Consider the following 20,345-nt stretch of genomic DNA (forward strand, 5'->3'; position numbering starts at 1 on the left):
AGCTACTCATGTCAGAAAATGCTGATGGGCCGAGATTAAAATGTTCAATTCGAAATGATCAAATGTTATTACGTTATTGAACATTAAATCTGGTGACAAAATGAGCGACGCCTATAATTCGACCTGGTTTGCCGAAAAATTAAGCGACCGTACAATTCGCGGAATCGCCTTGGAAACCAGTGCCTTGATCCGCGCCGGCGCGCTGCCGGTGGGGGCGAAACTGCCTCCGATCCGCGACCTCGCCTTCTCGCTCGGTGTCAGCCCTGCGACGATTTCGGAGGCCTGGAGCGAGCTTCGAAAGCAGAAAATCATCACTGGCCGCGGGCGAAACGGTACCTGGGTAAGCGGAGATCGTTTCATCGCGAAACCGGAGCGCCTGGCAAGTTCCGGCTATTACGGCGCCGGCGTGCTGGATCTGACCATGGCCGTTCCCGACCCGACACTGCTGCCACCGCTCGAAAAGGCGCTTGCCCATGGGGCCTCTGCGGAGAATTTGAACAGCTACGAGCGCAGCCGGATACTGCCGGAACTGGAGGCGGAAGTTCGCAGGACATGGCCTTACGAAGCCGAGGCCTTTCTTGCGATGAATGGCGGTTACAATGCGGTCTACACGGCGATCCATGCTCTGGTGAGTAGGGGTGCACCGGTGGCGATCGAGGAGCCGACCGCGATGCGACTGCTCGATATTCTCGAGCATCAGGGCGCCCATATCATACCGGTCAAATGCGACCGGCATGGCCCGCTGCCGTCGTCGCTGAAGGACGCAATGCGGTTCAAGCCGGTCGTCTTTCTGTTCCAGCCGCGATTGCACTCGGTTACCGGCCAGACGGTCAGCGTCGAGCGTCTCTCCGAACTGGCCGATGTCCTGCGAAACAGCGATACGCTGATCATAGAAGATGACGGGATCGCAGATATTTCTGCGGCGAAGCGGTATTCCCTCGGCTCGCATTTTCCCGATCGCGTCATCCATGTGCTGTCGTTTTCCAAGACGCTCGGCCCGGATCTGCGGCTTAGCGTTCTGTCGAGCACCAAACCGATCGTCGAGCAGATCCAGTCCTACCGAAGTTTCAGCGCCGCATGGACCAGCCGCGTGCTGCAGGCGGCCGGTGCGTGGTTGCTGCGGCAGCCCGAAACATGGGATTGCGTCACTGCTGCCCGCGCCATCTACAGGCAACGCCGCGACACACTTGCAGCCGCCTTGCGTGCACGAGGACTTGTTATCCCCGAAGGAGAGGGGCTGTGCCTGTGGGTGCCGGTCGTCTCCGAGCCATTTGCCATGGTGACACTTGCGGCGCGAAACATCGCGGTGAATTCGGGCAGCAAGTTTTCCGTCGGACAGAGCAACCACATCCGTGTTGCGACCGCCCTTATGGGCGATCGCGGTGAGGACGTGGCAGACGCGATCGCGCTTGCTCACGTGATGTGACGCGGTCGCGGCATCCAATTCAGGCGGGTTTTTACTTGCTGAATACGCCGTCGAAATCCTTGAAGCCCTTGACCTCGATCGGGTTGCCGCTCGGATCGAAGAAGAACATCGTGCGCTGCTCGCCCGGTTCGCCCTCGAAGCGGACGACCGGCGGAATGTCGAAGGCGATGCCGGCATTGTTCAGGCGGTCTGCCAGCGCAAACCAGTCGTCGAGCGGCAGGATGACGCCGAGATGGGGCATCATGACCATGTGATCGCCGACCTTGCCGGTGCGCGTGGTCTCGAACGGCTTGCCGAGGTGAAGCGAAATCTGGTGGCCGTAGAAATCGAAATCGACCCATGTGTCGGTGCTGCGGCCTTCGGTGCAGCCCAGTACATCGCCGTAGAAGCGGCGACAATCATCGAGATCCTTGACGTGGTAGGCGAGGTGGAAAAGCGAACGCATCGGGTGTCCTTTCAGGGTGAAGGCCAAGCACTAGCGTATTTCACATGATGTATTTACTATCTTATTGCATCTCAAAGCGTAAGGAAATCTATTGGATATCCGTTTCCTCGAAAGCCTGCTCGCGGTCATCGACACGGGCTCCATCGCTGCTGCTGCACGACGCCAGAACCTGACGCCGGCTGCGATCAGCCAGCGCATTCAGGCGCTTGAAAGGCAATTCGGCAGCGCGCTTCTGGCCCGCAACGCCCATTCGGCCAAGCCGACCGAGGCCTGTCTGGCCCTGATGCCGCGTATGCGTCATCTGATCGTCGAGGCGAAGGCGCTTGCCGATGATCTGGCGAGCGGTGACCTGAGCGGCGAGCTATCCGTCGGCGCGATATCGACGGCATTGACGGGCATGATGCCCGCCGTGCTGAAGCAGTTTGCCGGTTCGGCGCCGAATGTCCGGCTGAAGGTCAGCCCCGGCGCGTCGGACATGCTCTACGAGGCCGTTCTGGCTGGCGAACTCGATGCGGCGATATTGGTGAAGCCGCCCTTTGCCCTTCCAAAGTCACTGAGCATGAAGGTGGTGCGCCGCGAACGGCTGGTGTTGCTGTCGCCACAGCCGATCGGCGGTGCCGGTCCGGAGGCGATCCTGAAGGGCGCACCCTACCTCCGTTATGACCCAGGCTCCTGGGGCGGCCGCATGGCGGCCCGCTTCATCGAGGAGCGCGGGCTGCAGCCCGACGTCTTCTGCGATCTGGACGGGCTGGAGGCGATCGCCATTCTTGTGGCGAACGGTGTCGGCAATTCGCTTGTGCCGGCATGGGCCGGCTTTCGGCCACAGGGGCTTTTCGTTGCCGAGGTGGATGACGATGGACGCTACGACCGTGAAATCGTCCTGCTTCAGTCGTCGCTGCCGAGGCGACCGAAAGCGCTCGACCTGTTTCGCAGGACGCTGGTCGAGACGGTCGACCAGCCCGTGTGATGGATCAGCGCGCCATCCAACCGCCATCGACCATGAGATTGTGGCCGGTCAGGTAGGTCGCCTCGTCGCTCGCCAGATACAGCACGGCGCGGGCAACGTCGATCGGCTTGCCGAGGCGCGGAAGCGGCGTGCGGCTTGCCGAATATTCGAGCATGTCCGGGTCGACTGCACGGCCACCCTTGCCGGTGAGGATCTTTCCGGGCGCCACGGCATTGCAGATGATGCTTTCATGGCCGTAGTCGGAGGCGACCTGCTTGGTCATGTAGACCATGCCGGCCTTGCTGACGCCGTAGGCGAAATCGCCCGGTGCAGCGATCATGCCGTGCTGCGAGGTGATGTTGACGATGCGGCCACGCGCCTCGTCGACGATCTCCTGGCGCAGCATCTGGCGCACGGCGGCGCGAAGGCAGAGATAGGCGCCCTTCAGGTTCACATCGGTGACGCGCTCCCACTCGGCCTCATCGGTGTCGACAAGCGAGGAGCCGCCGCGCACGACGGCATTGTTGACGAGAATATCGACGCGGCCAAAGCGCTTGGCGACATCGTCGAACATGGCCTCAACATCGGCGCCCTTGGAAATGTCGGCCTGGATGAAGGTCGCCTTGTCGGTGACCTTCCGAAGCTCTTCGAGAACCGGTGTCCCGCCTTCTACGACATCGGTCGTCACGTCGGCGGCAATCACTGTCGCGCCTTCCTGGGCGAAAAGAAGGGATATCGCGCGGCCGATGCCGGAGGATGCGCCGGTGATGATCGCGGTCTTGCCAGCCAATCTCATTGTCATGATCCTAGTGCCTGATGACCTGCTGCAGGAAGGTCCTGGTCCGCTCGTGCTGCGGGTTTGAGAAGAACTCTTCCGGCGTGTTGCGCTCGACGATCGTACCGCGATCCATGAAGATGACCTGGCTTGCGACCGAGCGTGCGAAACCCATTTCGTGGGTGACGCAGACCATGGTCATGCCTTCGCGGGCCAGCTCGACCATGACGTCGAGCACTTCCTTGATCATTTCCGGGTCGAGCGCCGAAGTCGGCTCGTCGAACAGCATGATCTGCGGTTCCATGCAGAGTGCGCGGGCGATTGCCACGCGCTGCTGCTGGCCGCCGGAGATCTGCGACGGCATCTTGTGCGCATGTTCGGCGATCCGAACGCGCTCGAGGTAGTGACGGGCAAGCGTTTCCGCCTCGGCACGTGTCTTGCCGCGGTTCTTCATCGGCGCGATCATCAGGTTCTGCAGCACGGTCAGATGCGGGAAGAGATTGAAGTGCTGGAAGACCATGCCGACTTCCTGGCGCACCTTGTCGAGATTGCGGGTGCTGCCGCCGATCGAAATGCCGTCGACAGTGATCGCGCCGGTGTCGAAGGTCTCGAGCCCGTTGATGCAGCGGATGAGTGTCGACTTGCCGGAGCCGGACGGACCGCAGATGACGATGCGTTCGCCGCGCGCCACATCGAGATCGATGCCATCGAGGGCCTTGAAGTTCGAATAGGATTTGGTGACGGCGCGCATCTCGATCACGGTGCGGCCGAGGTTGACGGTATTCATGCGCTTATCCTCTTCGGAAGCGGGGCAAAACGGGTAAGCCATTCGGCATGGTCGGTGGCGGCGGTCTCGCCGATGTAACGGGAACGATAGCCGGTGTCGGAGGAGAGCCGCTCGATGGAGAGCGGGGCGCGGTCCTGCGCCATCGTCACGGTGACGTTGGCCGCTTCAACCCCGGCTGCGAGTGTTGCGCCATTCCCGCCGACGACGGGAGAAAAGGCGTTCGCCCAATCGAGGATTGTTTCACGCGCTCCGGCGCCGACATTGTAAGTGCTGTGCTGCAGGGTGTCGGCCGTCAGCAGATTGACAAGGCCGGCTGCGGCGTCGCGGCTGTAGAGCCAGTCGCCACAGAGCGGACGCGCCAGCGTTGCTGCCGATCCTTTGCGCCATTGCGACAGGACCTGCGCGTGCGGGCTCAAGAGCGGCCGCACGCCGGTGTGATATTCCCAAGGGCCGAACAGCGGCCCGATGCGCGCGATCCTGAGGTCGAAACCATAAAGTGATGCGAGGCGCAGGGCAGTGTTCTCCGCCGCGACCTTGGTGATGCCGTAGAGACTTGCCGGGTTCGGCACGAAGCGTCCTTCGGCGATCGGGCCATCCTCGACACCGACATGGCCATAGACTGCGACGCTGCTGGCAGCGACGACGCGGGTGAGATCCGGTGCGTGGCGCAGCATCTTCAAAAGGGTCGCGGTGCCGCCGACATTAACGGCGATGATCCGCGCCGCCATTTCGCGTTCTGCTTCCAGATCCGGTGTCATGGCGGCGAGATGCAGCACGGCCTGCGGTTTTACTTTCGCGATCGCAGCGCCGATATCGGTCTCGCTGCAGATGTCGCCGAGGATGATGGCCGCGCCGGCAAGCTCGTCGGCATGGGCGAAGGCATCCGGCAGGCCCGCCGTTGCGAACAGCGTTACTTCATGGCCTGCCTTCAGTAGGGCTTCTGCCGTTGCCAGGCCAACAAAGCCGGTGCCGCCGGTGATCAGAATGCGCACGCGATCATGCCTTTCCGATGATGGCTTTGCGCTCGAGGCGGGATACCCAGTGGGAGAAGGGCCAAAGCATGATGAAGAAGATAACGGCGGCGGCCGTGAGCGGTGTCGGGTTGTAGGTCTGTTCCTGGGCGACGCGGGCAGAGCGCAGCAGCTCGGGCAGGGCAACGAGCGAGGCGATCGATGTCGTCTTGACCAGTTCGAGCGAATTGCTGGCGAGCGGCGCGACGACCTTGCGGATCGCCTGCGGCAGGATGATGTAGATCATGCCGCGGAACTTGTGAAAGCCGAGTGCTGCGGCCGCCTCATGCTGGCCCTTCGGGATAGACTCCAGGCCGGCGCGAAAAATCTCGCTGAAATAGCCGGTGTTGTTGATGACGAGCGCGACGACCACGGCGGTGAAGCTGCCTAGCGTCAGGCCGAAGAAGGGCAGGCTGTAATAGATCAGCACCAGCAGGACGAGGACCGGAAAGGCGCGCAAAAGGTCGATGAAGACGACCATCAGCCTGCGAACCCGAGTGCCGGCGAAGCTGTAGGTGACGGCGACCGTGAGGCCGGAGAGAAGCGACAACGGCAGGGCGACAATCGCCAGCAGCAGCGTCACCTGCAGGCCCTGCAGAAGCAGCGGATAGATGAGCTTGAGCGAGTCGATATTGGCGAAATTGATGAGAAGAAGATCCATGTCCGTTTCCCCTCAATGCGAGAATCGACGTTCCACATAGCGGCTGAAGGCCACCAGCGGAATGAAGAACAGAAGATAGAAGAAGGCGGCAAGCGTCAGCGGCGAAGGGTTCGCCTTGATCGACATGATGCTCTGGGCGCTGCCGAGCGTTTCCTGCATCGAGACCGCGACGCCGAGAGCCGTACCCTTGGTGATGGCAATCGAGCGGTTGGTGACGAGCGGCAGGGCCAGCCGCACGGCCTGTGGCAGGACGATGTAGGCGAGCGTGCGCCAGGGTTTGAAGGCAAGCGCCGTTGCCGCCTCCCACTGGCCCTTCGGAACGGCGACGATCGACGCCCAGAAGATTTCCGCAGCAAAGGCGGACAGCACAGCGGAAAGGCCGAACACCGTCGCGAAGAATGGCGATAGCGCAATGCCGAGATAGGGCAGGCCGAAATAGACGAAGATGAGAACCACGAGCTGCGGCAGCGTGCGGAAGACCTCGATATAGGTTGTGATCACCCCATCGATGACGCGATTGCGCAGACAGCGGAGGACGGCGAGCACAAGCCCCGTCAAAAGGCCGATGGCAATGACGGCGAGCGACGCCTGGACGGTCACCCAGAAGCCTGCCAGCACTTCGGGAAAAGCCTCCTTGAGGATTTCCCAGTTGAAATAGTTGTCGATAATTTTCTGCATCGCGCGCTCCCGGAAGAGGCCGCCGGTTGAAGATCGGCGGCCTCCGCGTTCAGGATTTATTTGCAGGCAAGTTCATGCGGGGTGGCATCGTGGCCGGTGAAGCCCGGAGCGCCGTAACCCGGATAGATGGTGCTGAGCGGGCTATCGGCAGCCGGCTTCTCGTTGTACCACTTCTCATAAAGGGCCACGAGAACGCCTTCCTGCTTCAGGCATTCGATCGCGTCTTCCACCTGGTTGCGCAGGGCGACGTCCTCGTTGCGGAAGGCGTAGCCGAACATGCGGCCGTCGAAATCCTTGAAGGCGACTTCGATCGCCGGGTTGCGGCTGGCGGCATAAACCGTGGTCGGGATTTCGTTGAGCGCCGTGAAGGCGCGGCGCGTCAGGACGGCCTGAACGGAATCCGGGAAAGTGTCATAGCGCTGAACTTCAAAACCGTATTTTTCGGCGTTTGCGGTTGCCCAGGTGTCGGACAGCGTGCCGCGGTTGACGGCGATCGCCTTGCCCTTCAGGTCCTCGAAGCCGGCAATCGTGTTGCCCTTGGCGACGATGAAGCCGTTGCCGGTGGCAAAGATCGGCTCGGCAAAGAGCATCTTGCCGGAACGGTCCTGGGTGATGTTGAGCGGGTTGACGGTGATGTCGATACGGCTGGCGAAGAGGGCGGCAAAGAGGCCGGAGAAGTTGACGTCGGTGATCTCGACCTTCGGGCGGCCGATCTTTTCGCCGATGGCATTGATCAGGTCGACGCCAAAACCTTCCGGACCGTTGGCGCCACGGACCATCCACGGGGCGACGCCGAAGTCGGAGCCGACGACGAGCGGTGCTGCGTCCTGCGCGGTGGCTGCGGATGCCATGGTCAGCGCCATGACGCCGGCGATGGTGGAGAGAAGCATTTTCTTCATTTTTCAGTTCCCCTTTTGTCGAACTATGCTTGAGCTGGGTGGTTTGCGTGCCAGTGACGGGCGATATCCGAGCGGGTGTTGACCCACACGTCTTCGCCGTGACCGGCAACGTGATCGAGAAAGCGTTTGAGGCCCGAGGCGCGGCCCGGATGCCCGGCGATGCGCAGGTGCAGGCCGACGGACATCATCTTCGGCGCGGTGGCGCCTTCCTCAATGAGCGTGTCGAAGCTTTCCCGCAGCATGCGGAAGAAGGCTTCGCCGCTATCGATCGCGCCGCGCATGAATTTCGCGTCGTTGTTGGTCAGGCTGTAGGGCACGACCAACTGAGGCTTGCCGTTGACGTCGAGCCAATAGGGCAGTTCGTCGTTATAGGCGTCGCTGTCATAGAGGAAGCTGCCGTTCTCGCTGAGCAGTTCGCGGGTGTTCATGCTCGGCCCGTAGCGGCAGTACCAGCCGTCCGGCGCGCGGCCCGTTGTCTGCTGGATCGATGCGACGGTGCGGGCGATGCGCTCGCGTTCCTCGTCGCGAGTCAGCGCGCGGTGGTGTTCCCAGCGCCAGCCGTGGGCGCAGATGTCGAACAGCTTGCTGTCGCGTACATGGGCGGCGATCTTCGGGTTGCGTTCAAGCGCAAGGCCGCAGGCCATGATCGTCGCCGGCATCCGGCGCTCTTCGAACAGGCGGGCAATGCGCCAGTAACCGACGCGGCTGCCATATTCGAACATCGATTCGGCTGCCAGGTCGCGGCCGGGGAAGTTGCCGGAGGCACCTTCCGTCAGTGCCGATTCCGTTGCCGGATCGCCATCCTCGATGGAAGGCTCTGAGCCCTCCTCGACATTGATGACGAAATTCAGCGCCAGCTTTGCGCCGCCCGGCCATTTCGGATCCGGCGGGGTCTGGCCATAGCCTTCGAAATTGCGGTTTGGGTGCTTGGCCTGCATCAGACGAGTTCCTTGAAATCGACGTTGAAGGGCTTGTCCAGCGGCAGGAAAATGTCGGTATCGGCCGCCGACCGCTCCATCGCCATGGTCACCACGAATTCCGACGGGAGATCGAGCACGGACATGCCCGTATGCCAGACGTTGCGGCGGTAGAGGATGCCCTGTCCCGGCTCCGAGACGAAGGCGCGCACATCCGACAGGTCCGGCCCGCCATCTTCCAGAGTTGGGCAGACGACGATCAGCATGCGCTGGCCGGAAAGCGGAAAGAATGCCTGATCCGAATGCGGGTGGCGCTCCATCTGCGATACGGTGAAGGGAAACGCGATCGCTTCGGCAACCTTCGTCACCCAGAATGCCTGACCAAGGCCGTCTGCGCCCTCAAGCGGAAAGTAGTGACGGCGTTCGCTGCCCTGATGGGCGATCACTTCACCGAATTCCGAGAAGGCTTCCGCGGACAATGGGCGGGCATGCAAATTCACGAGGGAACTCCGTCTGAGGATGCGCTTTACTAAGTTTGAATACCTGTGGTATCCCAGATGGATACTGACGGGATTTTTATCGTGAAAAAATCTTATGTAAAGAGTTTCGTTGCGCCGCAGCATAAAATATTGCGAAAGCGTCTGACGTCGGTCCTGCGACTGGTGTTCGGCATTCGCCTGCATTAACGAGTGTAGTTGTGGCGTGCTTTACGGCACACGCGATCAATTGGGAGACAGCACATGGCTGAGGCCGCAGAAATCGCCAGGACGGCAGGCAAGAGATCCGTCAGCCTGACGGAACAGGCCTACCAGTATGTCCGCAGCCTCATCCTGGCGCAGGAGCTTCAGCCGGGCGAGGTGTTCACCGAGCGCGCCCTGGCCGACCAGTTGAGCGCGTCAAGAACGCCGATGCGGGCCGCGATCAACCGGCTTGTCGGCGAAGGTCTGGTCGAGCGTCTTTCCAACGGCACGATCGTCATCAAGCAGGTGGCGATCGAAGAACTGATGGATATCCTGATCATCCGCCGGATGCTGGAAGGCGAGGCGGCCGCGCAGGCTGCACAGCGGCATGTGCCCGAAAGCGTCGAGGCCATATTGCAGAAGAGCCGGGACGTCGCGGCCAATCCGGAAATGGACCTGGAGCCGTTCTGGAAATACGATGACGAATTCCATGAATTCGTCGCGGAAGCCAGCGGCCGGCCGATCCTGAAGCAATATGTCCAGAACATCCGCCAGCGGGCGCGCATGTGCCATGTGGTGCGCATGGAGAAGAATTTCGAGCATCAGGCCATGGAACATATCGCCGTGCTGGAGGCGATTGCGGCAGGCGATGCGGCCCGCGCACGATCCGCAATGGAAGCACATGTGGACGGGGTCAAGGACCGTTTCGTTCGCTGGTATTTCGCCTGACCGCTTGTCGGATGATCAGGCCACCTGCCGCCAGCTGTGCCACAGAATGAACATGCCGACCGTCAGGATGACGAGGCGGAAGAGCCGGGAAAGCGCCGTGCGGCTTTTTGCCATGCGGGTGGCGAGAAGCGTCCCTAGAATGCCGCCGCCAAGCCCGCCGGCGATGAAATACCCGGCCACATGCCAGTCGATGAGGCCGGACAGGGCGTAATTGATCGCCGTGGTCATGCCGAAGGTGCCGACGGCCAGCAACGACGAGCCTACCGCATTGATGAGCGGCATGCGGGTGGCGAAGAAGAGCGCCGGAACGATCAGGAAACCGCCGCCGATACCGAAGAAGCCGGAGCATAGCCCTGTGACCAGCGCCGCAATGGTCGTCTTGCGATAGTCGCCGGTCGTCAGGGATTGCGGCGTTGTCTCTGATTGGGTGCTCACCGGCTGCATCACCAGGGCGACGAACATCATCAGCAGACCGAAGGTGAAGAGAAGGCTTTGGCCGTCAACCGTCTTGCCGAGACTGGAGCCGATATAGGCGCCGAGCGATCCCGCAATAGCGAAGATGAGGGCGCAGCGCCACCACACATGGCCGCGGGCCGCATGACTGATCAGGTTGAGATAGGCGTTGACGGAAACCGCCAGGGCGCCCGTGCCGATTGCCGTATGCACATCTTTGACGCCGACGACATACAGCAGAAGCGGCGTTGCCAGGATGGATCCGCCGCCACCGATCAGCCCCAGAACGAAGCCGATCAGCGAGCCGGAGCCGATCGCGAGCAGGGCCTGCGGGATCAGCCCGCTCACGAGGGGCTACCAGACCGAGCCGGGCAGGGCATCGATCGGGATTCTGATATAGCGGCGGCCATTATCCTCTGCTTCGGGCAGACGCCCGCCGCGGATGTTGACCTGCAATGCATGAAGGATGAGTTTCGGCATGGGCAGAGTGCGGTCGCGTGTCTCGCGCAGCGCCACATATTCCTCTTCCGATTTGCCGAAGACATGGGGGTTGCTGGCCTTCTGTTCGGCAACGGTTGCCTCCCATCGCGCCTCGCGCCCGCCCGGCCGATAGTCGTGGCCGGTGAAGAGGCGGGTGTCGTCCGGCAGGGCGAGTATTGCCTGGATGGAGTTCCAGAGGTTCAGCGCGCTGCCGCCAGGGAAATCGGCGCGGGCCGAGCCGCTGTCGGGCATGAACAGCGTATCGTGAATGAAGGCGGCATTGCCGACGACATAGGTGATCGACGCCAGTGTGTGGCCCGGCGAATGCATCACGCGGGCATTGAGTTCGCCGATCCTGAATGTGTCGCCATCAGCAAACAGGCGATCCCACTGGGAGCCGTCACAGGTGAGATCCGGCAAGTTGTAGATTTGCTTCCAGATCGTCTGAACGCCGCGGACGTGTTCACCGATCGCGGTAGGTGCGCCGGTGCGTGCCTTGAGATACCGGGCGGCGGAAAAGTGGTCGGCATGCGGATGGGTATCGAGGATCCATTCGACGGAAAGGCCGTTGGCCGAAACATGCGCGAGTATGGCATCCGCATTAGTCGTCGCCACCGATCCGGACTTCTCGTCATAGTCCAGTACCGGATCGATGATGGCGCATTTCCTGCTCGCGGGATCGGCCACGACATACTGGATGGAACCGGTACGGGCGTCGTAGAAGGCCGAAACATCGGGGCATTGCATGGTTTAAGTATTCTCCGTGACGGCCCGGGGGAAAAAGATCGCCCGCGCCGGGTTGAAATCGTAATCTTTCGCAAAAAGGCTTGCGTCGCCCGCCAGTTGAGCGACGCAATCGAGTATGAATTTGACTTTGGCGTCGCCGAGCAGAACGCTGAAATTGAGGCGCGTGAAGCCCGGCTTCCTTATCTCGTCTCCGGCCAGAATGGCCTGCCGCATATTTTCTGACTGTTCCTCATCAATGTCCAGCAATCGGTGGACATAAGGCCCTGCGCAGGCGCAGCCACCGCGCGCCTGGATGCCGAAGCGGTCGCTCAGCATGCGCGTCACCAGCTGTTGATGGACATGGCCGCCATGCCCGTCCTTCACGCGGAAAGAGAAGATCGGCAAGCGGTGAGGCTCGGCAAGTCCGAGGATTTCGAGATTGGGCACGGTCTTCCACGCGGCGAAGGCGCTTTGCGTGAGTGCCGCGTTGCGGTCGCTCATCCTATTCGCGCCGATCGCATCCTTGACGATGAAGGCAAGTGCTGCGCGGATATCGCCAACGACATTCGGCGTTCCGGCCTCCTCGCGCGCCTCGATACTGTCGCTGTAATCATGGCTCGTCGGAGAGACGAACCGGACCGTGCCGCCACCCGGCCACGATGGCTTTTTCGTCGCCAGCGCATCATGGCGCAGGATGAGGATGCCCGAGGCGCCGGGACCGCCGAGAAACTTGTGCGGAGAGGTGACGATTGCGTCGATCTCGGCTTCAGGCTCCGGCGACATGGCGATCGGCACGTAGGGACCAGCGCCGGCATAGTCCCAGATCATTTTTGCGCCCGCAGCCTTCACTCGCGCGGTGATCCCGGCCACGTCGGCCACGATCCCGGTAATGTTGGAGGCAGCCGAAAAACTGCAGATCGTCAGAGCCGGCGCGCCGCGCGCGAGCGCTTCATCAAGCTCGGCCAGATCCGGCCCGCCGGTTGATGCTTCCGCAATCTCGATGATGTCCGCGCCGCTTTCGCGCCAGGGAAGAATGTTCGAATGATGCTCATAGGGGCCGATGATGACCCGCACGGCCCTGTTCGCAGCGACCGCGTCGCTGACGCCGAAGAGCTTGACGAGCCGGTTGATGCCGGCGGTCGCGCCGGAGCCGGTAAAGATGACGGCATGGCGCTCGTCGGCACCGCAAAAGGCGGCAATCATCGAGCGGGCTTCGCGCCGCAGCCGGGTCATGAAGCCACCGCAATAGGAGGCTTCCGTGTGGCTGTTGGCGTAATAGGGAAGCACGTCCTCGAGCACGAAACGCTCGACCGTATGCAGCGCCCTGCCGGAGGCCACGTAATCCGCATAAACCAGATCGCGGGCGCCATAAGGTCCTTCGATCCTTGCCGTCGCACCAACCAGATCGTCGCCCAGATAGGCGACCGGATCGGCCTGCTGCATCAGGCCGGCGTGAAACCTTGCAAGCGGAGTGGCGGAGGCACCGGATACGGGATTTGTCGCGCTTCGCAGCAGGTTTGTGGCGGCGCTTGGCACAGTCTTCCTCCGAGTCTGAAATGTGACGCGGATTTTAATCTGGCTTGCCGGATAAAATTCACATTTTTTCGAACGAAATTCCTTCTTCAGTGGTGATTTTGATATTCTTTTGATGCAAATTTTGTATTTTTGATCGAATTAATGAGGATTGAAGGTCCTTCATGATATGCAGAAATAATCTGCCAGCTCTAAGATTGCTGAAAGCGGATTGTCGCCTCGAAGCCATCCGCCCGACCGCTCGCCGGCGAGAGGAGTGTGAGTTCCGCGTTCATCTCCTTCACGAGACGGTCCACGATCGACAGACCAAGCCCCGAGCCGGCGGCTTCCGTGCGCCCGCGGCCGAAGCGCTTGCGGATCGACACGAGTTCGGCGTCACTGATCACCGCTGATCCGTTGACGATGCGTACCAGGCCTTCGGTCTCGACGAACAGCTCGACCGGTTCCGTCGACCGGCCATGCACCAGGGCGTTCTCAATCAGATTACGCAGGACGATTGCGAAGGCATCTTCGCTATAGGGGCCGGCCAGTGTTGCACCGGCGGCCTTGTGCACCCGCAGGCGCTCCGGATTGTCGCTGGCGCGCCGGAAGTCCGTCACCACCATGTCTATGACGTGGCCGAGGTCTGTCTGTCGATCGGTCATGCCGATACCTGCCTCGGCGCGGGAAAGCTGCAGCAGCTTTTCGGCGAGGTGGCCGAGGCGCCGCAGAGAGGTCTCGATCTGGCCGGCGCGCTGGCGGTGGGCGGCTTTTTCCAGCTCGCTGATCAGCATCTGGGTCTGCGCCAGCGCGCCGGCAATCGGGGTGCGCAACTCGTGGGCGCTGTTGGAGGTGAACTCGCGTTCGGCATCGAGCGCCGTGCGCAGCCGTTGCATGAGAAGGTTGACCGAGATCGCGATCGGCTGCAGCTCGCGCGGCAAGCCGGCAGCATCGATTGGCTCCATATTGCCGCCGTCCTTCGTCTCGATGTCGCGGCGCAATTCGTCGACGGGCTTCATTGCTCTGCGCACGACGAACCATATCGCCATGCCGCTGACGGGCACGAGGAGGAGGATCGGCAGGAACAGCGCCATAGCCCCCTCCTGCAACGCCTCTTCCCGGTTCTCGAAAGCGTCTGCGACCTGCACCAATATGCTGCCGTCGGCATTGGTGGCGGTGTAGAACTGATAGGTGGCGTCCTTCCAGAACCCCGCTTTCAACGGGGTTTGGAAAGGCTCTTCCGGCGCATCGTGCGAACGGATGAGGATATCGCCCGAACGGTTCCTGACCTGATAGATCAGGTACTCGCGATCGCCGCTGGAACTGGCCGTCTGCAACTGTTGCGGCGAGGCACCGGGTGCGCCGCGGTGTTCAAGATCGTCTACGACGAGCGGAACCAGGCGTTCCGCGGTGTCTTGCAGGGTGCCGTCGAAAGTTTCGGCAAGCTCTTCCTCCATCACCACAAGGCCCAGCCCGACCGCCAGGAACCAGAGAAAGGTGATGACGAGGGTGAGCGACAGGATGAGCCGCCGGGTCATGGATGGCTGCGATTGCGTGAAAAGCGCCTTCATTGTTCCTGTCCAAGCCGGTAGCCGATGCCGCGCAGGGTGGCGATATGGTCGCGGCCGAGCTTCTTGCGCAGCCGGCTGACATAGACTTCGACCGTGTTGCTTTCGATCTCCGAGCCGAAGGCATAGAGTGCTTCCTCTATCTGCGCCTTGGAGACGACGGCGCCGGGCCTCGCGGCAAGTGCATCCAGAACCGCCCATTCGCGGCCGGAAAGCGCGATTGCCTCACCGGCTGCGGTGACGCGCCGGTCGGATGCATCGATTTCCAGATCGCCGATGCGCAGTGTCGAGACCGGACGGCCGCTGTATCTGCGGGTGACCGCCAGCATGCGGGCGGTCAGTTCACCGAGGTTGAAGGGTTTGACCAGATAATCGTCGGCGCCGCTGTTCAGGCCTTCGATGCGGTCTGAAATCTGGTCATGAGCCGTGAGGATGATGACCGGCGTTGTAATGCCCCTGGCACGGATCTGCCGCAACAACGTGATGCCGCTGCCGTCCGGAAGGCGCAGATCCAGCAGGACGAGCGCATAGCTGGTGGTCGATAGCGCGCTTGCGGCGGTGTCGATCGTCTTCATCCAGTCGACGGCATGATCGCTATTTGCCACATGATCACGCACGGCCCCGCCGAGCGTGATGTCGTCCTCGATCAGAAGAACCCTCAATATGTCTGCTCCATCCCGCGGAGTATCATTGTGCTGTCGATCTCTAGCAGAGAACGGCGGTGGAATTCGAGAGGAGATAAACGCGGTGGTGCGATCACGGCGTCGCCAGCCTCGGCAGGATGACCAGGCCGGCCATCAATGCGTTGACGGCGAGCATGCAAAGGACGGCGAAGGAACCGAGATCCTTGGCATGCCGCCCGGTGCTCGACCATTCCGGCGAGATGTGGTCGATGATTTCCTCGATCGCGGTGTTGAGCGCCTCCGCTGCCGCCAGACCGAGGATCATCATCGCCATGATGACGTAGTCGGAAAGGCTCGCACCGACGACCGCGAACGCAGCGAAAATGGCGGCGGCGGCGATGAGTTCATGGCGGAATGCGGTTTCGCGCAGCAACCTGCCGGCGCCGCCCAGCGAATAGCCGAGCGCCGCCAGCAGGTGCCGGCCGCCGGTCACCTTGCTGATGGAGGGGGCGGGGGGCGGTCCATCAGCAATCGGGGTAACCGGTCTCGTGACCTTTCCGATCGCGGCATGATCGGGGAAGGTCATGAGCTTGCTCCACGCTTCGCAGTATCTGTGCGGCACGCGGCCAGCACATCCAGCGCCGGCTTGTAGACAGATGTCTCGACCGCCATCAGGGCGAGCGTGGTGTGGAAGAGATTGTCATGCGAGGCCGCTTCGCTTGCCCGCGCAGACAGGCACCCGGCATCGACCGAGGCCTTCATCTCGGTTCCCTGCCACAAGACGAAGGGGACATGGGTCTGTTGCGAAGGGGCGACGAAATAAGGGGCGCCGTGCAGATAGAGCCCGTGTTCGCCGAGCGATTCTCCGTGGTCGGACATGTAGATCATGGCCGGTGCGATACTGTTTTCACGGGCCTTCAGCTTGTCGATGACCGATGCGAGAATGTGGTCGGTGTAGAGGATGGTGTTGTCATAGGCATTGACCACTTCTTCATGGCTGCAGCTGCCAAGTTCTCCGGTCCGGCATTCGGGCGTGAAGCGTGCGAAGGCTTGCGGATAGCGCAGGTAGTAGGTCGGGCCGTGGCTGCCGAGCTGATGCAGGACCAGAACGCTGTCGCCCTTGACGTTGGACAGCCAGTCGTCAAGATCTGCGACCATTACGTCGTCCAGGCATTCGCGGTCTATGCAGTAGCGGGGATCGTTTACATTCGAGTAGGAGTGATAGCGGGTGCGATCGGCGACGGCCTTGCTTCCCGTATTGTTATCCCACCATTCGGTCGTGATCCCGGCATGCCCGAGCACGTCCAGCAGGTTTTCGCTCGCCAAAGCGGCCCGGTGGGAATAGCCGCGACGGGTGAGGTTGGAGAACATGCAGGGGACCGAGATCGCAGTGGCCGTGCCGCAGCTGGAGGTGTCGGAGAAGTAGGTAATGTCTCTCTTTGCCAGTTCCGGATTGGTCTCGCGTCCGTAACCGCTAAGCGAAAAATTCTCTGCTCTCGCCGTTTCTCCGGTGACGATGACGAGAACGCGGGGCTTGCCCGATGCGGTCTTACCTGCGACATGCGCATCGGTGCCGAGCGGCTGCACCACGATATTCCTGTCGGCCTCCGTCGAAAAGGCGAACAGAAGTGCGCTGCCGACAGGAATGAACGGATTGAGCGTCATCATGAGGTCGCGATGCAGCCGTGTTACCGAGGCGATGCTGCGGGCACTGCTGACGCCGCATGCGAGTGCGATGAGAAGCAATGGCACGATTGCTGCGAGATTCCATCCGACCTTGGCCGGGAAGGGGCGGTGCGCGATCCTGACCCAGAACAGCAAAAGCACCGGGACGAGACCGAAGACGGTCATGTGCAGGATGAACGCGGGGGTAACCAGATGACCCGCCTCCGCCGGCGTTGTCTGTGCCGCGTTGCGGATCATGTCGACATCGACGATCGTTCCGAACCGGTCGAGAAACCAGGAGGCGGCGGCAGCGCTCATGATCAGCACGGCCAGAACCGGCTTGAGAAGATACTTGACCGAGATCGTGATCGTGAACGCCATGAACAGGCATGTCAGGCCGAGCGAAAAGGCAGCCAGCGTCAGATGATTGTCGAAATAGGCGTATGCGCGTGAAAAGAACGTGTGGTTGGTAAATGCGATCAGGTAAAGCGCGCCGATGACGGCGAGCGTGATGCTGCCGAGCGTCGGTCTGGCGAAACGCCGCGCGGGTCGGCGCAGGACGTTCGTACTATTTTCTATGGACAAGGATCATGCCCCCGGCTGTTGGATCTGCCGGCGGGATCGCACCCTATCCTGACACGCACCTGAAAGCGTCGGGCATTGCAATCTTCAGGTGGTTGTCAGCTTCGCCCCTCATTCTGCCGTCAATTGCAGCAGGAGTGGGCGTATCGTGAATGCGTTGAGAACACGTCTCGGAATGATCTATGTGGCGGCGCTGATCCTCGTGATCGTTTCCATTCCCCTCCTGCATGACGGCCGGCATGCGCATGCGTCGCAGAACTGGCCCGCCGGCATCGGCCGGCAGGCCTATAGCCAGCAGGGTTGAAGGAGGGGCGGCGAACGCCTACCCCTCATGCCTGAGGCAGCGGTCGTCCGACAGGATCAGAAGACGGGCACTGCGCCGGTGATTACGGCCACGAACAGCATCACCATGCCCAGCAGCGCCGCCCATTTCAGCGTGAACCGCTGATGCGCGCCGAACTCCACCTTGGCAAGGCCGGTCAGTACATAGGCGGCCGGAACGAGCGGGCTCAGCATATGCACGGGCTGGCCGATCAGCGAGGCGCGGGCGATCACTTCCGGCGGGATGCCGTAGGCGGATGCGGCATGGGCAAGCACCGGCACGACGCCGAAGTAGAAGGCATCGTTGGACAGGAAGAAGGTGAACGGTCCGCTCAGGAGTGCCGTGATAAGCGGAATGTATTCGCCGGCGGCATTGGGGATCATGTTGACGACGCTTTCCGCCAGCGCCGTCGTCATGCCGGTGCCGGACAGGATGCCGGTGAAGACGCCGGCGCCGAAGACGACCGAGACGACCATCAGCACGCTGCCCGCATGGGCTTCGATGCGCTCGCGCTGCTCGTTGATGCCGGGGAAATTGACGGTCAGTGCAATTGCGAAGCCGACCATGAAGATGAGGCCGAGCGGCAGGACATCCATGATCAGAAGGACAAGAATGGCGACGGTAAGGAGCGCATTGAAGACCTGCAGCGCAGGCCGGCGCGAAACGACTGCCTGGGTTGCGGCATCGGCGGCATTGCGGGCTTCCTCCTCCGCCTGACGGTTCATGGTGATCATGCCGAGACGGCGGCGTTCCTTGAGGCCAAGATAGGCGGCGATCAGGATGGCCGCGAGACAGGACATGATGATCGCCGGAACGAGCGGCAGAAAGACCTGGCTTGCATCGACCTTCAGTGACGCCATGACGCGCGCGGTCGGCCCGCCCCATGGCGCGATGTTGATGATCGCATTGGGCAGGACGGTGACGGCCGGCAGGATCAGCGGATTGATACCCATGCGGCGATGCAGCGGCATCATGGCACTGACGACGAGCAGGAAGGTCGTCGACCCGTCGCCGTCCAACGAAATGACCGTCGACAGGATTGCTGTGCCGACGATGATGCGCAGCGGATCGCCGTGACAGACGCGCACGACGAAACGGATCAGCGGATCGAAAAGACCTAGATCGATCATCAGGCCGAAATAAAGGATGGCAAACAGCAACAGCACGGCGGTGGGCGCAATGCTCTTCATGCCGGCGATCGCCATTTCCGGGATCTGCGGGCCGAAGCCGCCGATGATCGCAAAGACGATGGGTACCGTGATCAGCGCAATCAGCGCCGACATGCGGTTGGTCATGATGAGCGCCATGAAGGATGCGATCATGGAATAGGCAAGAACTGTAAGCAAAAGACCTCCTGTGGCATCCGCCTCAGGCGGATACTCCGTTGCTTCAACAAAACTGGGGGGCGATCCGGCCTATCGCCGGCGGTCAATCAGGCGATGGTCTGTCAGCGCGGCTCTTTCTCCTTGGCCGCAGAGGCTGCGTGATCTCTTACAAAGTCGGTCAGGGCGTCGCCGACCAGCGGGGAGGGCTGCAGATAGTTGGCTGCAAGTATGTCGCCATAGCCAGGCCCGGCCAGTGCTGTGCGAAATGCCTCGACCCAGAAAGCGTAGTCGGTTTCACTGACGTCAGGCCCCACATAGACGCCGCGAACGACCGGCCAGACGATGTCGAAACCCTGTTCGCGGGCGGTGGGCACGGAATTGAGCTTCCCGGACAGGCGCTCTGCCGAATAGACCGCCAGCATGCGCACCGGCAGTCCCTTGTCGATGCGTGACTGTGTGGTGGCGGCATCGTTCATGCAGACCTGAACATGGCCGCCGGAGAGGGCTGCAACGCAATCGCCGCCACCTTCGAAGGCGACGAAGCGGACGCGGCGAATATCGACATCGGCAAGCTCCGCCATGTTGGCGGCGCGCAGCCAGTCGCGTCCCTTGATCGTGCCGGACCCGCCGATCGCAATCGATTGCGGGTCTTTGGCCATCGCATCCACCAGGTCGCTGAGCGTCTTCCAGGGGGAGTCCTTGTGGACGGCTATGGCGCCGTGGTCGACCCCGAGAACCGCGACCCATCGCACATCGCGCCAGTCATGCGGGCCGAACTTGCCACGAGCGAGATTGAACAGCGACCCTTCGGAAAAGGCGACGAGAGTGCCGGGTTCTGAGCGGCGGGTGCTGGTGAAGGCATTGTAGGTGATCGCACCGACGCCGCCCGGCATGTTTTCGATTGCCAGAGGCCGAGGCAAGGCATCGGTCTTGGCAAGCGCTTCCCGCGCCAATTCGCAGGTCAGCTGAAAACCGCCATCCGGTGCTGATGGGACTATGCATAGCGGATCGGCCGGCGCGGCGACGCTATTTCCGGCGCAGGCCAGGAACACGGACAGGATGAAAAGAAATGTGATTTTCAATCGCCCCCTCCCAAAGAACGCTGATCCGAACATCGAAATCGACCGATACCTCAT

General features: G+C 61.7%; 22 protein-coding genes. 4 read left to right on the forward strand and 18 right to left on the reverse strand.

Annotation, left to right across the window (positions count from 1 at the left end):
- The first annotated feature begins 100 nt into the window (after positions 1-100).
- A complete protein-coding gene (locus tag AC0JZ4_RS19015) occupies positions 101-1,426 on the forward strand; it encodes an aminotransferase-like domain-containing protein (RefSeq protein WP_471888073.1) in 1,326 nt (441 codons plus the stop codon).
- Between the two features lie 31 nt (positions 1,427-1,457).
- Here AC0JZ4_RS19015 and AC0JZ4_RS19020 read toward each other — a convergent pair whose 3' ends face one another.
- Positions 1,458-1,871, reverse strand: coding sequence for a VOC family protein (locus AC0JZ4_RS19020; RefSeq protein ID WP_471888074.1), 414 nt, complete (start codon positions 1,869-1,871; stop codon positions 1,458-1,460).
- 91 nt (positions 1,872-1,962) lie between these two features.
- Between AC0JZ4_RS19020 and AC0JZ4_RS19025 the strand changes: the two genes are divergently transcribed.
- On the forward strand, positions 1,963-2,838 hold the full coding sequence (locus AC0JZ4_RS19025) for a LysR family transcriptional regulator (RefSeq protein WP_471888075.1): 876 nt from the start codon (positions 1,963-1,965) through the stop codon (positions 2,836-2,838).
- A 4-nt stretch (positions 2,839-2,842) separates the two neighbouring features.
- Here the strand turns inward: AC0JZ4_RS19025 and AC0JZ4_RS19030 are convergent, their stop codons facing one another.
- From AC0JZ4_RS19030 to AC0JZ4_RS19065, 8 genes are read right to left on the reverse strand one after another with little or no spacing between them, the layout of a single operon-like run.
- Positions 2,843-3,619 (reverse strand): SDR family NAD(P)-dependent oxidoreductase, encoded by a 777-nt coding sequence (locus AC0JZ4_RS19030; RefSeq protein WP_471888076.1) that lies wholly within the window; start codon positions 3,617-3,619, stop codon positions 2,843-2,845.
- Between the two features lie 4 nt (positions 3,620-3,623).
- The gene (locus tag AC0JZ4_RS19035) at positions 3,624-4,379 is read right to left on the reverse strand and encodes an amino acid ABC transporter ATP-binding protein (protein WP_471888077.1); all 756 of its coding nucleotides are present in this window, start codon (positions 4,377-4,379) and stop codon (positions 3,624-3,626) included.
- Entirely contained in the window at positions 4,376-5,371 is a 996-nt protein-coding gene (locus AC0JZ4_RS19040; protein WP_471888078.1) for an NAD-dependent epimerase/dehydratase family protein, read from the reverse strand. Before AC0JZ4_RS19040 ends, AC0JZ4_RS19035 begins: the two co-directional genes overlap by 4 nt.
- 4 nt (positions 5,372-5,375) lie before the next feature.
- Positions 5,376-6,050: an amino acid ABC transporter permease gene (locus tag AC0JZ4_RS19045; RefSeq protein ID WP_471888079.1), complete on the reverse strand. Its 675-nt coding sequence runs from the start codon at positions 6,048-6,050 to the stop codon at positions 5,376-5,378.
- A 12-nt stretch (positions 6,051-6,062) separates the two neighbouring features.
- A complete protein-coding gene (locus tag AC0JZ4_RS19050; protein ID WP_471888080.1) occupies positions 6,063-6,728 on the reverse strand; it encodes an amino acid ABC transporter permease in 666 nt (221 codons plus the stop codon).
- Between the two features lie 56 nt (positions 6,729-6,784).
- Positions 6,785-7,627: a substrate-binding periplasmic protein gene (locus AC0JZ4_RS19055; RefSeq protein WP_471888081.1), complete on the reverse strand. Its 843-nt coding sequence runs from the start codon at positions 7,625-7,627 to the stop codon at positions 6,785-6,787.
- Positions 7,628-7,650: 23 nt separating this feature from the next.
- The gene (locus tag AC0JZ4_RS19060) at positions 7,651-8,565 is read right to left on the reverse strand and encodes a polysaccharide deacetylase family protein (RefSeq protein WP_471888082.1); all 915 of its coding nucleotides are present in this window, start codon (positions 8,563-8,565) and stop codon (positions 7,651-7,653) included.
- Entirely contained in the window at positions 8,565-9,044 is a 480-nt protein-coding gene (locus AC0JZ4_RS19065; protein ID WP_471888083.1) for an ureidoglycolate lyase, read from the reverse strand. Before AC0JZ4_RS19065 ends, AC0JZ4_RS19060 begins: the two co-directional genes overlap by 1 nt.
- A gap of 240 nt (positions 9,045-9,284) precedes the next feature.
- On the opposite strand from AC0JZ4_RS19065, the gene AC0JZ4_RS19070 reads away from it, so the two are divergent.
- The gene (locus AC0JZ4_RS19070) at positions 9,285-9,953 is read left to right on the forward strand and encodes a GntR family transcriptional regulator (protein WP_471888084.1); all 669 of its coding nucleotides are present in this window, start codon (positions 9,285-9,287) and stop codon (positions 9,951-9,953) included.
- Between the two features lie 15 nt (positions 9,954-9,968).
- Here AC0JZ4_RS19070 and AC0JZ4_RS19075 read toward each other — a convergent pair whose 3' ends face one another.
- The 7 genes from AC0JZ4_RS19075 to AC0JZ4_RS19105 all read right to left on the reverse strand — a co-directional run bounded on the left by AC0JZ4_RS19075 (position 9,969) and on the right by AC0JZ4_RS19105 (position 17,565).
- A complete protein-coding gene (locus AC0JZ4_RS19075; RefSeq protein WP_471888085.1) occupies positions 9,969-10,754 on the reverse strand; it encodes a sulfite exporter TauE/SafE family protein in 786 nt (261 codons plus the stop codon).
- A gap of 6 nt (positions 10,755-10,760) precedes the next feature.
- A complete protein-coding gene (locus AC0JZ4_RS19080; protein ID WP_471888086.1) occupies positions 10,761-11,633 on the reverse strand; it encodes an MBL fold metallo-hydrolase in 873 nt (290 codons plus the stop codon).
- Between the two features lie 3 nt (positions 11,634-11,636).
- Positions 11,637-13,055 carry an aminotransferase class V-fold PLP-dependent enzyme gene (locus AC0JZ4_RS19085; RefSeq protein ID WP_471889032.1) on the reverse strand — a complete coding sequence of 473 codons (1,419 nt, stop codon included), beginning with the start codon at positions 13,053-13,055 and terminating at the stop codon, positions 11,637-11,639.
- A 281-nt stretch (positions 13,056-13,336) separates the two neighbouring features.
- Positions 13,337-14,695: a sensor histidine kinase gene (locus tag AC0JZ4_RS19090; RefSeq protein WP_471888087.1), complete on the reverse strand. Its 1,359-nt coding sequence runs from the start codon at positions 14,693-14,695 to the stop codon at positions 13,337-13,339.
- On the reverse strand, positions 14,692-15,354 hold the full coding sequence (locus AC0JZ4_RS19095; protein ID WP_471888088.1) for a response regulator transcription factor: 663 nt from the start codon (positions 15,352-15,354) through the stop codon (positions 14,692-14,694). Before AC0JZ4_RS19095 ends, AC0JZ4_RS19090 begins: the two co-directional genes overlap by 4 nt.
- A gap of 94 nt (positions 15,355-15,448) precedes the next feature.
- Positions 15,449-15,901, reverse strand: a complete 453-nt coding sequence (locus tag AC0JZ4_RS19100) for a diacylglycerol kinase (RefSeq protein ID WP_471888089.1) — start codon at positions 15,899-15,901, stop codon at positions 15,449-15,451.
- The gene (locus AC0JZ4_RS19105) at positions 15,898-17,565 is read right to left on the reverse strand and encodes a phosphoethanolamine transferase (RefSeq protein ID WP_471888090.1); all 1,668 of its coding nucleotides are present in this window, start codon (positions 17,563-17,565) and stop codon (positions 15,898-15,900) included. Before AC0JZ4_RS19105 ends, AC0JZ4_RS19100 begins: the two co-directional genes overlap by 4 nt.
- Before the next feature lie 145 nt (positions 17,566-17,710).
- Here AC0JZ4_RS19105 and AC0JZ4_RS19110 point away from each other — a divergent pair, with 145 nt between their 5' ends.
- The gene (locus AC0JZ4_RS19110; RefSeq protein WP_471888091.1) at positions 17,711-17,866 is read left to right on the forward strand and encodes a hypothetical protein; all 156 of its coding nucleotides are present in this window, start codon (positions 17,711-17,713) and stop codon (positions 17,864-17,866) included.
- Positions 17,867-17,922: 56 nt separating this feature from the next.
- Here the strand turns inward: AC0JZ4_RS19110 and AC0JZ4_RS19115 are convergent, their stop codons facing one another.
- Both AC0JZ4_RS19115 and AC0JZ4_RS19120 read right to left on the reverse strand, forming a co-directional pair.
- The gene (locus AC0JZ4_RS19115) at positions 17,923-19,230 is read right to left on the reverse strand and encodes a CitMHS family transporter (protein WP_471888092.1); all 1,308 of its coding nucleotides are present in this window, start codon (positions 19,228-19,230) and stop codon (positions 17,923-17,925) included.
- Positions 19,231-19,331: 101 nt separating this feature from the next.
- The gene (locus tag AC0JZ4_RS19120; RefSeq protein ID WP_471888093.1) at positions 19,332-20,291 is read right to left on the reverse strand and encodes a Bug family tripartite tricarboxylate transporter substrate binding protein; all 960 of its coding nucleotides are present in this window, start codon (positions 20,289-20,291) and stop codon (positions 19,332-19,334) included.
- Positions 20,292-20,345: the final 54 nt, after the last annotated feature.

This window comes from [Rhizobium] kunmingense, assembly GCF_977018605.1.

Bases quoted from the DNA above. Each gene is read 5' to 3' on its own strand.
- AC0JZ4_RS19085 (WP_471889032.1), bottom strand. From the start codon at position 13,055: ATGCAGCAGGCCGATCCGGTCGCCTATCTGGGCGACGATCTGGTTGGT.
- AC0JZ4_RS19020 (WP_471888074.1), bottom strand. From the start codon at position 1,871: ATGCGTTCGCTTTTCCACCTCGCCTACCACGTCAAGGATCTCGATGAT.
- AC0JZ4_RS19055 (WP_471888081.1), bottom strand. From the start codon at position 7,627: ATGAAGAAAATGCTTCTCTCCACCATCGCCGGCGTCATGGCGCTGACC.
- AC0JZ4_RS19050 (WP_471888080.1), bottom strand. From the start codon at position 6,728: ATGCAGAAAATTATCGACAACTATTTCAACTGGGAAATCCTCAAGGAG.
- AC0JZ4_RS19080 (WP_471888086.1), bottom strand. From the start codon at position 11,633: ATGCAATGCCCCGATGTTTCGGCCTTCTACGACGCCCGTACCGGTTCC.
- AC0JZ4_RS19100 (WP_471888089.1), bottom strand. From the start codon at position 15,901: ATGACCTTCCCCGATCATGCCGCGATCGGAAAGGTCACGAGACCGGTT.
- AC0JZ4_RS19090 (WP_471888087.1), bottom strand. From the start codon at position 14,695: ATGAAGGCGCTTTTCACGCAATCGCAGCCATCCATGACCCGGCGGCTC.
- AC0JZ4_RS19070 (WP_471888084.1), top strand. From the start codon at position 9,285: ATGGCTGAGGCCGCAGAAATCGCCAGGACGGCAGGCAAGAGATCCGTC.
- AC0JZ4_RS19015 (WP_471888073.1), top strand. From the start codon at position 101: ATGAGCGACGCCTATAATTCGACCTGGTTTGCCGAAAAATTAAGCGAC.
- AC0JZ4_RS19035 (WP_471888077.1), bottom strand. From the start codon at position 4,379: ATGAATACCGTCAACCTCGGCCGCACCGTGATCGAGATGCGCGCCGTC.
- AC0JZ4_RS19060 (WP_471888082.1), bottom strand. From the start codon at position 8,565: ATGCAGGCCAAGCACCCAAACCGCAATTTCGAAGGCTATGGCCAGACC.
- AC0JZ4_RS19030 (WP_471888076.1), bottom strand. From the start codon at position 3,619: ATGACAATGAGATTGGCTGGCAAGACCGCGATCATCACCGGCGCATCC.
- AC0JZ4_RS19045 (WP_471888079.1), bottom strand. From the start codon at position 6,050: ATGGATCTTCTTCTCATCAATTTCGCCAATATCGACTCGCTCAAGCTC.